The organism is Ruegeria sp. YTSC002, assembly GCF_059609845.1.
In genome coordinates this window covers 73,098-86,450 of sequence record NZ_JBXWML010000003.1, presented here as the reverse complement: position 1 = coordinate 86,450, position 13,353 = coordinate 73,098, and the positions used below count along the sequence as shown (strand labels likewise).

The following is a 13,353-nucleotide window of genomic DNA, read 5'->3' as shown; positions in this document are numbered from 1 at the left end:
GGGCATGTTTGCAGCAATAGAAATACCGGAGGTCCCCCATGTCACGCGTATCCGTTGCCTATCAAGACCACGTTGCCCATGTCACTCTGACCCGAGGCGACAAGATGAATGCGCTGGATGATGCGATGATCAAGGCGCTTCTGTCCGCCGGGCAAGAGGTCGCCGCATCGGATGCCCGTGCCGTGGTCCTGTCTGGTGAAGGCAAAAGCTTTTGCGCCGGGCTCGACATGGCAAGCTTTGCCAAGATGGCCCATATGGACCCAACGGAATGGCTGATGACCCGCAGTCATGAAGACGCCAACGAAATGCAGGAACTTGCCCTGATCTGGCGTCGCGTTCCGGTTCCGGTGATCTGCGCAATTCAGGGTGTGGCCTATGGCGGTGGCCTTCAAATCGCGCTGGGCGCGGATATCCGTATCGCGCATCCCGAGGCGAAACTGGCCGTGATGGAGATGAAATGGGGCATCATCCCCGACATGGGTGGTATGGTTCTGTTGCCTCGTCTGGTCCGGTCGGACGTATTGCGTCTGCTGACCTATACGGCCCGCCCGATCGGTGCGCCGCAGGCGGCCGATTGGGGCCTTGTCACGCAGCTGTCCGATGACCCGTTGACCGAAGCGTTGGCCATTGCCGAAAACATCGCCGGTCAAAGCCCTTCGGCCATCCGTGCCGCCAAGCGATTGATCGAAGTCGCCGAAACTCAGTCACGCGCAGACGTTCTGATGGCGGAATCGGCCGAGCAGGTGGAATTGATCGGCAAGCCCGACCAGATGGAAGTTGTCATGGCGCAGATGCAGGGCCGCAAGCCCGTGTTCAAATGATCACCGCATGAAAGACCGCCGCGCGTCGCGGGCCATGTTGTAGCGCATCTCCAGATCGGCGATACGAGCCATGGCGGCCTTACGCTCGGCGGGGTCCGTCAGGGTCGCATAGTTCTGTCGCTCTGTGTCGAGCTGCTTTTTGATGGCGAATTCTTCCGGCAACACGCCTGCCTGCGCCATGATCCGATGGCCGGCGGCGGTGGCCGGATCGCTCAATGCCTCGGATGACCGGTCAGGCAGCGGTTGGCCTTCGCCCTCGAGGCCCTGCAACTGACCCTCGGCCTGGGCTTTCTTGATCTGGCGTTCGACCAGTTTTCCCAGTGCACCAAACATGCCACCATCATACGTGACCCGCAGGGAGGTTGAAACCGGCTATCTGACGCGTTGCGCAACCAGATAGGCGGTGCCACCCGCCAACAGACCCCAGACAGCCGCGCCGAGTCCAAACGCGGTAATGCCGGATGCGGTGATGGCAAAGGTCAGGATGGCCGCTTCGCGTTCGGCCGGAACTTCCAGCGCGGCGGATGTGGCATTGGCCATCACCCCGATCAGCGCAACACCGGTCAGCGTGCCCATCAACAGTGGATCGGCATGAATTGCGAACCCGTTGATTGCCACGGCGAACACCCCGAACAGGCAATAGAATACCCCACCCATCACCGCGGACCAGTAGCGTTGTTCGGGGTCTGGATGGCTGTCTTCGTTGGAACACATCGCAGCAGTGATCGCCGCAAGGCAGGTGGCAGGGGCACCGAACGGAGAAGACAAGATGCTGGAAATGCCTACGGCCGAGAACAGCTTGCCTGTCTGCGGCGCATAGCCAAAGCTGCGGATCACCGCGATTCCGGGGATGTTCTGGGTCGCCATCGTGACGATGAACAGCGGCACGGCAATCCCGATGACCGAAGCCACAGAGAAGCCGGGCGTGGTCCAGACCGGAGCCGCGATCCATTTCGTCGGTGTCAGGGACGCGTCCCCGGTGTTAAGAACCACGACGACGGCCGCAGCAACAACCGCAGCCGGAACGGCAAACAGGCGGTTGATCCGGCCGGCGACGAACCATGTCAGGATCACAGGCAAGGCTTGCCATGGCATCTCGACCGCCGCCTGAAAGGGCAGGATACAGAGCGGCAGCAACACGCCCCCCAACATGGCCTGCGCCAAGGTCGTCGGTATCGCCGCAGCCAACCGCCCCAAAGGTCGCCAGAGCCCGGCCAACACAGTCAAAGCCCCTGCGCAAAGGAACGCGCCGGTCGCTTCGGCAAACCCCAATGCGGGTGTGGCGGAAACCGCCAGCAGGGCCGCACCCGGCGTGGACCAGGCCACGCTGATCGGCTGTCGGTACCACAGGCTCAGCACGATGGCGGTCAGGCCCATGGCGATCGCCGCCATCATCAATCCGGACGCCGCCTGCGCCGGGGATGCCCCCATCGCCGCCAATCCCTGCAATACAATCGGGAAAGAGCTGAAGAAGCCGACGATTGCCACAACCAGCCCGGTCGAGACTGTCTGGAGCGGTGGGGCTTTGTGCGTCATGACGGCCTCGGAAATATGTGTTCGCTGATTGCTAACAAGCGGGGGTAGGGTCGGGCAAGGTCCCATCGCGCACAAGAAAACCCCGCCGTTGTGGTCGCGGCGGGGTTCTGGATTTGAGTATTTGGAAAAAGATGAAGATCAGGCGATTTCGGTCAGTCGAGCAAGCGCCTCGTTCAGTTTCGCTTCTTCCTCTTCGCGGGCGGCGAGGTTGGCTTTGGCCTCTTCCACGACTTCTGCGGGAGCCGAGGCCACGAATTTCGGGTTGTTCAGACGGCCGCGCAGGCCGCCCAGTTCCTTGGCCAGCTTGGCCCTGGCCTTTTCCAGCCGTTCCTTTTCCGCGCCGATGTCGATGATATCCGCCAGCGGCAGGCCAAAGGAGGCTCCGGGGGCGGCAATCGAGATCGTGCCCTTGGGCAGTTCATCCGCTTTGGTCAGGCTGTCGATCCGCGCCAACCGCTTTATCAGCGCCTCGTTTCGGTCCCAGGCGGCCTGGCCGTGGGCGTCGATCTCGGTCACCAGCATCGGCACATAAAGACCAGCCGGAACGCGCATCTGGGCGCGGGCCGAGCGGGTGTTCTCGATCACCGAGATCACCCAGTTCATCTCGCGATCCGCGTCGGCATCGACCAGATCGGCGGCGGCATAGGTTGGCCAGTCGGCATGCACCAGCATTTTGGCGCGGCTACCCGTCAGGCCCCACAGTTCCTCGGTGATGAAGGGCATGATCGGGTGCAGCAGGACCATACACTGGTCCAGAACCCAGCGCATGGTGGCGCGGGTCTCGGCCTGGGCCTCGGCGTCGTCGCCTTGCAGCAGTGGCTTGGACAGTTCCACGTACCAGTCACAGACCTTGCCCCAGACGAAAGCATAGAGCCCGTTGGCGGCATCGTTGAAGCGATAGCTGTCCAGCGCCGCATCGACCTCTTCGCGCACGCGGGCGGTTTCGCCGATGATCCAGCGGTTGACGGCGGCCTTGGGGTTCAGGTCTGCCCCGTCCAGTTGCGGCACTGCGTCGGTGAAGACCTCGTTCATTTCGGCAAAGCGGACGGCGTTCCACAGCTTGGTGCCGAAGTTGCGATAACCGGTGATCCGCTCGCGCGACAGTTTCAGCACACCGCCGATGGCCGCCATCGAAGCGTTGGTAAAGCGCAGCGCGTCGGCGCCGAACTCGTCCACGATTTCCAGCGGATCGATGACGTTGCCGGTGGTCTTGGACATCTTCTTGCCCTTCTCGTCGCGGACGAGCTGGTGCAGATAGACGGTGTGGAACGGGACCTGATCGACCACGGCCAATTGCATCATCATCATCCGGGCGACCCAGAAGAACAGGATGTCAAAACCGGTGATCAGGACATCGGTGGGGAAGTAGCGCTGCAACTCCTCGGTCTGTTCGGGCCAGCCCAGCGTGCCGATGGGCCAGAGGCCGGAGGAGAACCAGGTATCCAGCACATCCGGGTCGCGCCAAACCGGATAGACCAGCTTGGTCGGATCCTGATCAACGGCGTACTGCGCCAGGCTTTCGGCGAACCGATGGATCGCCTCCTGCTTGTCGGCGACTTCGATCACGGTCGCGTGGCTCAGAGGGCTGGGAATGTCCGCATTGTCGTCAAGGAACTTTTCGGTAACGGCCTCAAAGCTCGCGGCACATTCCATGACATTGCCGCGGTGCAGCATGCCGCCTTCGTTCAGCAACCGGCCCAATTCAACCAGATCAAGGTCGCCATCATTCTCGTCGTCAATGAAGTCTTCCGCGGACAGGTCGAGACCATACCAAACCGGAATCTGATGTCCCCACCACAGCTGGCGGCTGATGCACCAGGGCTCGATATTTTCCAGCCAGTGGTAATAGGTCTTCTCGCCCGACTCGGGGATGATCTTGACCGTGCCGTCCTTGACCGCGTCCAGCGCGGGGCCGACGACCTTTTCGGCATCCACGAACCACTGATCGGTGAACATCGGCTCGATCACCACCTTCGACCGGTCGCCGAAGGGCTGCATGATCGGTTTGCTCTCGACCAGCGGCACCAATTTGTCGGCCCCTTCCTGATCCGGCTTCAAAGCGGTCGAGCCCAGACGCGGATCATCCGCGCGGGTCATCACGGCCAGACCGTCAGCCGTGATCTCTTCCACCACCTTGGCCCGCGCTTCGAACCGGTCGAGGCCGCGCAGATGATCCGGCACCAGATTGATCGCGTCGATTTCGTTCTCGGTGAAGGCGCGGCCGCGCGCGTATTCCTGTGCCTTGCCTGCCTCGTCTGCGTAAGGGGCTCCATCGGCCCGCATCGCGCCCTTGGTGTCCATCAGGCGATACATCGGAATACCGCCGCGTTTGGCGACCATGTTGTCGTTGAAGTCATGCGCGCCGGTGATCTTCACCGCGCCCGAGCCGAAATTCGGATCGGGGTAGTCATCGGTGATGATCGGGATCTGGCGGCGATGCTCTTTCGGACCAACCGGGATTTCGCACAGCTTGCCGACGATCGGCGCATAGCGTTCGTCCGTGGGGTGCACCGCAACCGCGCCGTCGCCCAGCATGGTTTCGGGGCGGGTCGTGGCGATCGAAATATAATCACGCTCCTCGCGGAAGATCACATTCCCATCTTCATCTTTTTCCAAATACTCATATGTCTCACCGCCTGCCAAAGGGTATTTGAAGTGCCACATATGGCCGGCGACTTCGATATTCTCGACCTCGAGGTCCGATATCGCGGTTTCGAAATGCGGATCCCAGTTGACCAGCCGCTTGCCGCGGTAGATCAGGCCTTTGTCGTACATGTCGACAAAAACCTTGATCACCGCGTCGTGGAAGTTGGGGCTGTTTTCGTGGCCCGTGCGCGGATCGCCCGCCGCACCGGCCATGGTAAATGCGTTGCGCGACCAGTCACAGGAAGAGCCGAGGCGCTTCAGCTGCTCGATGATGGTGCCGCCGTATTCACCCTTCCATTCCCAGACTTTCTCCAGAAACTTTTCGCGGCCCAATTCGTTGCGGCTGGGTTGTTGGGTGGCGGCCAGCATCTTCTCGACCTGCATCTGGGTTGCGATGCCGGCGTGGTCCTGCCCGGGCTGCCACAACGTGTCAAAGCCACGCATCCGGTGCCAGCGTATCAGGATGTCCTGTAGAGTGTTGTTGAACGCATGGCCCACATGCAGCGCACCGGTCACGTTCGGCGGCGGGATCATGATGCAAAAGCTCTCGTCGCGCGATTTGTTCGCGCCTGCCTTGAAGGCTCCGGCCTGTTCCCAGGCCTCATAAATGCGGGCCTCGGCCTCGGCCGCGTTGAATGTCTTTTCCATCGCCATGTGATGCGTCCTGCGTCAACAAATTCGGGTCAGCGCCTGCAATAGCGAATGCGCGCGGCAAGGGGAAGGCCTAGTGCGCCTAAGCCATGCCAAAGCGCGCCTTGAAATAGGCGTCAACGCGTTGATAGGCGGGTTCGTGGAAATCCAGCGTCAACAGCGAATGATCCTTGCCGGGATATTCGACCGTTTCCAGCAGATCGCCGAACGCCTGTTCAAGCGCCCGTATCAGTTTCTTGGGGGCAAGCCTGTCTTCTGAATACCGCATCGCCAGGCCGGGGCCTTTCGCGGCCATACCCGCAGAGGCCGCGCCGATGTCTTCAGCGCTCATGTGCAGATGGCGGCCCCCGAGGATCGGCAGCGCAGGTTGGCTGGCTACCCCGCCCAGAACGGCGTCTTCGGCCATGAGGGTAAGGGCGAAACTGCCGGTCAGGCACATGCCGATGACGCCCACACCGGCGCTGTTTTCGCGCTGCTTGATTTCACGGGTCAGGGCGCGCATCCATCCTGCAATGGGGCTCTGCCTGCCGCGGGCGAAAATGCTGAACTCGCGCCGTACGCAGAACAACCGGGCCATGTTCTTTGCCATTTCAACCCTGCCATAGGTTCCAAACAAATGAGGCAGGTAGACGCGAAAGCCGGATGCATTGAGCTTTGCGGACAACGCCAGCGTTTCTGGCCCGATCCCTGGCAGTTCCTGAAGGATCAGGATCGGTGGGCCTTCACCGCCGACATAAACGTCATGTGTGGTCGTCTGCCCGCTGGTCATCGGGGCAGAGAAGGGAAAAACGGTATCATGCGCCCAGCTCATGGCCCAAGGCTATCCGAACATCCTTTGCGCGCAAACGAATTTCGGTGAACCCCGCTGGACATCGCCGGGTCGCGGGCTAGGCTCGCCCATGGTATCGCGCAGGAGGGCCACCCATGGAAAAGTTCGGCAGAAGCCAGCCGGTGAAACGGACCGAGGATCAACGGTTCCTGACCGGGCAGGGGCGTTACATGGATGATGCGGTGCCCGGGAACGCTTTGTTTGCCGCTTTCTACCGCAGCCCGGTGGCGCATGGTGACATCACGTCTCTGGATGTCGAGGCCGCGCGGAATGCCGACGGCGTTCGGCTGGTCATGACGCTGGAGGACCTGGCCGCATCAGGCATCGACACGGTGCTGAATGCGGCCGTCCTGCAAAACCGCGATGGGTCCCAGGCGGCTGCGCCGGACCGGCACATGCTGGCCAAGGATCGCGTGCGTTTCGTGGGCGAGCCGGTGGCGGTTGTCATTACGGATACGTTGACGCAGGCGCAGGACGCGGTCGAGTTGATCTGGATGGATACAGAAGAACGCCCGGCCAAACTGGACGTCGATGCAGGGGGCGAGACCCTGCACGCGGAAGCGCCCGAGAACCGTGCTTTTGATTGGGGATTGGGCGACGAAACCGCGACCGAGGCTGCCTTTCAGGCCGCCGCTCATACCGTGTCGCTGAACGTCGTCGACAACAGGGTCATCATCAGTTCGCTTGAACCGCGTGGCTGCCAGGCCGATTGGTCCGAGGGGCGTCTGCATTTCTCTTACGGAGGTCAGGGCGTCTGGGCGATGAAGGCCCAACTGGCCCAAAAGCTGAAACTGGATGCGGAAGACATACGCGTCACGACCCCGGATGTCGGTGGCGGGTTCGGTATGAAAGTGATGCCATACCCTGAATATTTCTGCGTCTCCGTGGCGGCGATGAAGCTGGGTCGGCCGGTACACTGGATGTCCGACCGGTCCGAGGCGATGCTGTCCGACCATCATGGCCGCGATCTGACCTCGCTGGCCGAGCTGGCCTTTGACGCCGATCACAAGATCACCGCCTATCGCGTCCACAGCAAGGTGAACCTTGGCGCATACAACAGCCACTTCGGTCAGGCGATCCAGACCAGCCTGTTCAGCAAAGTGCTGATGGGTGTCTATGACGTCCAGACCACTTATCTGCGGGTCGAAGGCTTCTATACGAACACGACGCAGGTCGACGCATATCGCGGTGCAGGTCGGCCCGAGGCGATTTACGTGCTTGAACGCGCGATGGATCGCGCCGCGCGTGAACTGGGCGTCGACCCGTGGGAGCTGCGGCGCAGGAATTTCATCCGTCCCGGCGATTTCCCCTACACCTCCTCCACCGGCGAGACGTTTGATGTCGGTGATTTCGACATGGTGCTCACCCGTGCGGCTGACCAGACTACCGGGTTCGAGGCCCGCAAGGCCGCGGATGCCGAACGCGGGCTGATCCGGGGGCAGGGTCTCTGTTACTATATCGAAAGCATTTTGGGGGACCCTTCCGAAAACGCGAAGGTCGCGTTTTGCGAGGATGGCACGGTGAACCTTTACGTCGGCACACAATCGAACGGGCAGGGACATGAGACGGTGTACGCCCAGTTCCTGTCGGATCAGACGGGGATCCCCATGGACAAGATCACCGTCATACAGGGCGATACCGACCGGCTTGCCCATGGCGGCGGCACTGGCGGGTCCCGCTCGGTCACTGTGCAAAGCACCGCCACCCTGGTCACGATTGACAAAATGATCGCCGCATTCACGCCTTATCTTGCGGATAAGATGGGGGTCGAGGAAAGTGATGTGAGTTTTGACCACGAGACATTCCGCGCGCCGGGCTCCAACCTGACGCCGACCCTGACCGAAGCCGCCGAGATGGCGCGTGCCGATGGTCGAACGGATCTGCTGCAACATGAGGCCCGCGCCAACCTGGATGCGCGCAGCTACCCGAACGGCGCGCATGTTGCCGAAGTCGTGATCGATTCCTACACCGGCGAAACCTGGGTGGACCGCTACACCGTGGTTGACGATTTTGGCAATCTTATCAATCCGATGCTGGCCGAAGGGCAGGTGCATGGCGGGGTGGTGCAGGGAATCGGGCAGGCCCTGGCCGAACATGTCGTGCACGATGCACATGGGCAACTGCTCACGGCTTCGTTTATGGATTACGCCTTGCCCCGTGCAACCGACATACCCATGATTAAGTTTACCTCGGCGCCGGTCCCGTCAACTTCAAACCCGATGGGGATGAAAGGGTGTGGCGAGGCTGGCACCGTGGGCGCGCTGGCCGCTGTGGCAAACGCGGTTCAGGATGCGCTCTGGGATCACGGGGTGCGGCAGGCGGACATGCCTTTCACACCTCAAAGAGTATGGGAATTGCTGACGCATGAATCTGTCGCGGCTGAGTAGAAAGGTTCTGGGATGGCTCGGGCGGCCTTTGCGGTCCGAGCATTCCGCCGAGACGCGGCACCGCGAACCGATCAGCCATGTCATCATCCTTGATGGCACCATGTCCACCCTCGAGCCCGGATTTGAAACTCATGCCGGTCAGACATTTCGCCTGTGCTGTGAGATGGGCAGCAAGGTTTCGGTGTTCTACGAGGCAGGCGTGCAGTGGGAAAGCTGGAAGTCCTCGCTGGACGTGATGATGGGCCGGGGCATCAACCGCCAGATCCGCCGCGCCTATGGGTATTTGGCGTCCCGCTACAAGCCGGGCGACAAGATCTTTTTCATCGGTTATTCGCGCGGTGCCTATGGCGTGCGCAGTCTGGCCGGCGTGATCGACATGATCGGCCTGCTCAAGGCGGAACACGCCACCGAACGAAACATACTGCAAGCGTACCGCCACTATGAATGCAATCCAGACGGCATCGCCGCCAGCGAGTTCCGCCGACGTTTCTGCCACGAAGGGGTCGAGATCGAGATGATCGGCGTCTGGGACACGGTCAAGGCGCTGGGATTGCGTCTGCCGCTGCTGTGGCGCTGGGCCGAGGATAAGCACGCCTTTCACAACCATGAGCTGGGCCCGGCCACCCGTCATGGGTATCACGCCATGGCGCTGGATGAGACGCGCGAAGTGTTCGAACCAGTTCTGTGGACCTGCACGCCCGAGTTCAAGGGTCATGTGGAACAGGTCTGGTTCCGCGGAACCCACGGCGATATAGGTGGCCAATTGAACGGCTACGAAGAGGCGCGGCCGCTGAGCAACATTTCCCTGATCTGGATGCTGGACAAGGCGGAATTGCACGGTCTGCCTTTGCCCGACGGCTGGCGCGATCGGTTTCCCATTGATCCCCATGCGCCGTCGGTTGGCACATGGCGCGGCTGGGGCAAGATTTTCCTGCTGCGAAAGCACCGCAAGGTCGGGCAGGACCCGTCAGAACGCCTGCATGTTTCCGTTTCGCCGGACGAACTGCCCGGATGGGTGGCGATGCCGAATTTACCATCGCATCCGGCGCAGTAGGGGTCAGCTTGGGGCGCAGACATTTCTGACCGGCTCGATCATTGCATCCGGGCGCTCAACCGGATCGAAACGCCATCTTCCTGGAGACCAGTTATAAACCCGTTGCCCATCGGGATGATCTACTAACATCAGCCCGTGAAAGTACCATTTTGACGTGGATTTGTCTCCCGTCGCAGTCGTGTAGAATGAGAAACCCCGTAAATCGCGTACTGCCTCGATTGGCGCGTTTTTCGAATGTTCGGCGATGCAATAGGGCGCGCCATCCGCAATGAAACGCGCCTGAACAAGGATCATCGGAACTGTCAACAACGACCAGAGCGCGGCGATTGTCCCGATTGAAATACCAATCTTCGCCGCCCGAGAGGGGTGTGGTTGCCCACCCGATCCCGACCAAATGAGAAAGCTTGCGGCGACGGCTATCGTCAGGGTGACACCGTGCAGAATCTGAGTGTCAGAACCAAGCGATGGCACCATCCCAAATAACGTTAGTAACAAGCCGGAAACGATTGAAAAAACGGCGATACATCTGGCGAGAGATCGTGGGATTGAAGGCAATCCCAGTAGCACAAGGCCACCAATGAATGCAGGAATGGCGGGCGCAAGCCATGAGTACAAGTATGTGGCCTGAAAGAACAAAGGCAGGGTTTTTCCGCGCCCATTCGGCTCGAATATCGAAGGGTCAAATGGCTCGATGTACGCCGCGAAAATCAGCACACTGTAGGCGCAGAACAGGATCTTGTATTTCATGGCGGGCTGAATGACCAAATCTTTTGGTTCAAAAAATACTGCCCACTCATCTTGCGACGGGTGGGCAGCCAAGAAAGAAGAAAATGTCACGCTGCTAAAAGCAGCGTTCATAGCTGAATTCTAACGCCGACGATCCCTGCGCGAGCTCATCGGCTGGAAGGCCACGCCCACATGCGCCTCGCAATAGGGCTTGCCCGCCTCAACCGGAAGGCCGCAGAACCAGAAATCCTCGGTCGCGGGGTCGCCTACGGGCCACTTGCAGGTTTTTTCGGTCAATTCCATCAGAGTCAGCTTCTTGGCCTTTTTTTCGATCTCGTTGACCTTGGCCAGCGCTTCGGGGCTGATCTCATTGGCCGACGGCTGCGGTGGCAGCGGCTGACCGGCAGGGATGATCTGACGGCGGGCCGGAACGACCGGTTTCGCCTCGGCGGTCGGGGCCGGGGCCGGACGCGCCGGTTCGGTCTTGGGCGCAGGTTTGGGTTTGGCCTCGGCCTTGGGGGCGGGCGCCGGTTTTTCTTTCGGTTCCGCCTTGGCCGGGGATGCGCCTGCCGTCCGGTTGGACAGGCCCAGGCGGTGCACCTTGCCGATCACCGCATTGCGGGTCACGCCACCCAGTTCCTTGGCAATCTGGCTGGCCGACTGGCCTTCGCCCCACATCTTCTTCAGCAGTTCTACGCGCTCGTCTGTCCAGGACATCGTTAGCCTTTCAAAAGCGGAAAGCGGCCCCGGATTCGGGCCGCCTTGGGAATTCGTCTCAGCCCCCTATTCTAAACACTGCTGCCCGAGTTACAAGCTGTCTTCGAATCAGTTTGAGGGCAAAACATGCAGAATCCCGCAGATCAGACCGCGCGTCGCTTCGGAGCAGTCAACTGGATGGGCCTTTACACGCTGGCGCAGCGCGAAACCCTGCGCTTTCTGGCCGTCTGGACCCAGACGGTTCTTGCACCTCTGGTTACGGCGGGGTTGTTTCTGTTGATCTTCACCATCGCCATCGGACCCAGCCGGCCAGATGTCATGGGCGTGCCGTTCGTGATGTTTCTGGCACCGGGGATCATGATGATGACGGTGATCCAGAACGCCTTTGCCAATACCTCGTCCTCGATGGTGATCGCCAAGGTGCAAGGCAACATCGTTGATACCTTGATGCCACCGCTGTCACCGCTCGAGATTCTGCTGGGCTATCTCGCGGGTGGCATTGCCCGCGGCGTGATGATTGCACTGGTGATCTCGATTGCGCTCCTGGTCTTGCTCTCCATCGCGCCTCAGCACCCGTTGATCGCGCTGACCTTTGTCGTTCTGGGCGGCGCGTTCATGGGCGCCTTGGGTCTGTTTGCGGGTATCTTTGCCAACAAGTTCGACCAGATGGCCGCGATCACCAACTTTATCGTCACGCCGCTGGCCTTCCTGTCGGGCACGTTCTACTCGGTCGAGGCGTTGCCGCCCTTGCTGAACCGCCTGACCCATCTGAACCCGGTGTTCTATCTGATCGATGGCTTGCGGTATGGTATGATCGGGGTGTCCGACAGCTCTCCGTGGCTGGGAATGGCGGTCTGTACGTTTGCGACACTCGTGATCGGAGCCATCACCTGGCTGATGCTGCGCACCGGATATCGCCTCAAGGCTTAAGGAGGCCCGGCCATCGCGGCCGGTTGCAAGGGCCGGAATGCAGGCGCACCCGTTCCCGTCGTGCTGGGCAGGCTCTCAGGCGCGGCGTTGCACGGCTTCTCGCCAGACCAGGATCAGCCCGCCGGCCAGGATGGTTGCAGACCCGACCAGACTGATCCAGTCGGGGATCACATCAAAGACCGCAAAGTCGTAAAGGGCGGCAAAGATCAGCGTGGCATAGCTGATCGGGGCCACAAACGATGCGTCCGCCCGCGCCATGCCGTTGACGAAACAGGCCTGCGCGCAGGCCATCAGAACGCCGATCCCCAACAATGCTGCCCATTGCTGCGGGGTCGGCATCTGAAAGACGAAGCTGACGGCTATCGTGGCGATCACCAGCCCAATCGCGTTGTTGATCAGCAGGATCTGCATCGGTGGCTCGCGCCCGGAAAGTTTCTTGATGAAAATCAGCTCCATCCCGATCAGCGCAGCCGCCGCCAGCGCCAGAAGGGCAGCGGGCTGAAAACTGGCGGGGGTCGGACGCAGCAGGATCAGTGCGCCCGTCAAGGCAACAGCCGCCGCCAGCCAGCGCCACGGACCAACCCGCTCTTGCAGCAGCGGAATGGCCAGCACCATACCGAAAACAGGGTTCAGAAAGGATATCGCCGTCGCATCCGCCATCGGAATGAAGGCAACCGAGGCGAACATCAGTGTCACCCCCGCCCAGCCAAAACTGGTCCGCCCGACGTGAAGACCCCAATGGGGCCGCACCAGCCGGGGCCGCAGAATTGCGACCGCCAGCAGGATCGCCAGCAGGGCAAACAGAAACCGCCCGTGACTGATCTGCATGGCGTGCAAGGGCGGGCCCAACGCATCCGTCCCCAGCGCTTTGGCCAGCAGCGTCGTTGCCGCGATAAAGGCGGTGGCGACAAAGATAAGCGCGGCCGCAAGCGGTGGATTATGGTGTTTGGGTTCGAACATGGCCAAGCGGTGCGCGGTTGCGCGGGCGTTGGCAAGGGCAAAATTGGATCGTTTCAAAATACCGGCTTCCCAACCTGCGCAAGCATCGCTATACGG

Annotated in this window: 11 protein-coding genes; 4 read left to right on the top strand and 7 right to left on the bottom strand. The window is 61.0% G+C overall.

All coding sequences use genetic code 11. The annotated features are described in order from the left end of the window. Positions 1-38 precede the first annotated feature (38 nt). Positions 39-821 carry a crotonase/enoyl-CoA hydratase family protein gene (locus tag AC2FFD_RS08020; protein ID WP_257600245.1) on the top strand — a complete coding sequence of 261 codons (783 nt, stop codon included), beginning with the start codon at positions 39-41 and terminating at the stop codon, positions 819-821. On the opposite strand, the gene AC2FFD_RS08015 is transcribed toward AC2FFD_RS08020, so the two are convergent. The 4 genes from AC2FFD_RS08015 to AC2FFD_RS08000 form a co-directional block, all read right to left on the bottom strand. Beyond that, positions 822-1,154, bottom strand: a complete 333-nt coding sequence (locus tag AC2FFD_RS08015; RefSeq protein ID WP_257600246.1) for a DnaJ family domain-containing protein — start codon at positions 1,152-1,154, stop codon at positions 822-824. It abuts the gene before it with no gap. 39 nt (positions 1,155-1,193) lie between these two features. Then, positions 1,194-2,357, bottom strand: coding sequence for a benzoate/H(+) symporter BenE family transporter (locus AC2FFD_RS08010; protein WP_496872791.1), 1,164 nt, complete (start codon positions 2,355-2,357; stop codon positions 1,194-1,196). 138 nt (positions 2,358-2,495) lie between these two features. Next, the gene (locus AC2FFD_RS08005; RefSeq protein WP_496872790.1) at positions 2,496-5,657 is read right to left on the bottom strand and encodes a valine--tRNA ligase; all 3,162 of its coding nucleotides are present in this window, start codon (positions 5,655-5,657) and stop codon (positions 2,496-2,498) included. A 79-nt stretch (positions 5,658-5,736) separates the two neighbouring features. Then, a complete protein-coding gene (locus tag AC2FFD_RS08000) occupies positions 5,737-6,465 on the bottom strand; it encodes a dienelactone hydrolase family protein (RefSeq protein WP_170345035.1) in 729 nt (242 codons plus the stop codon). 113 nt (positions 6,466-6,578) lie between these two features. Here AC2FFD_RS08000 and AC2FFD_RS07995 point away from each other — a divergent pair, with 113 nt between their 5' ends. Continuing rightward, the gene (locus AC2FFD_RS07995; RefSeq protein WP_496872789.1) at positions 6,579-8,870 is read left to right on the top strand and encodes a xanthine dehydrogenase family protein molybdopterin-binding subunit; all 2,292 of its coding nucleotides are present in this window, start codon (positions 6,579-6,581) and stop codon (positions 8,868-8,870) included. Then, positions 8,848-9,924 carry a T6SS phospholipase effector Tle1-like catalytic domain-containing protein gene (locus AC2FFD_RS07990; protein WP_170345037.1) on the top strand — a complete coding sequence of 359 codons (1,077 nt, stop codon included), beginning with the start codon at positions 8,848-8,850 and terminating at the stop codon, positions 9,922-9,924. Before AC2FFD_RS07995 ends, AC2FFD_RS07990 begins: the two co-directional genes overlap by 23 nt. 3 nt (positions 9,925-9,927) lie before the next feature. Here the strand turns inward: AC2FFD_RS07990 and AC2FFD_RS07985 are convergent, their stop codons facing one another. Then, the gene (locus tag AC2FFD_RS07985; protein WP_425079760.1) at positions 9,928-10,782 is read right to left on the bottom strand and encodes a hypothetical protein; all 855 of its coding nucleotides are present in this window, start codon (positions 10,780-10,782) and stop codon (positions 9,928-9,930) included. A 9-nt stretch (positions 10,783-10,791) separates the two neighbouring features. Beyond that, positions 10,792-11,367, bottom strand: coding sequence for a GcrA family cell cycle regulator (locus AC2FFD_RS07980; protein ID WP_170345039.1), 576 nt, complete (start codon positions 11,365-11,367; stop codon positions 10,792-10,794). A 126-nt stretch (positions 11,368-11,493) separates the two neighbouring features. On the opposite strand from AC2FFD_RS07980, the gene AC2FFD_RS07975 reads away from it, so the two are divergent. Then, positions 11,494-12,297, top strand: coding sequence for an ABC transporter permease (locus AC2FFD_RS07975; RefSeq protein ID WP_496872788.1), 804 nt, complete (start codon positions 11,494-11,496; stop codon positions 12,295-12,297). A gap of 75 nt (positions 12,298-12,372) precedes the next feature. Here AC2FFD_RS07975 and AC2FFD_RS07970 read toward each other — a convergent pair whose 3' ends face one another. After that, positions 12,373-13,257 carry a DMT family transporter gene (locus AC2FFD_RS07970; protein ID WP_496872929.1) on the bottom strand — a complete coding sequence of 295 codons (885 nt, stop codon included), beginning with the start codon at positions 13,255-13,257 and terminating at the stop codon, positions 12,373-12,375. Positions 13,258-13,353: the final 96 nt, after the last annotated feature.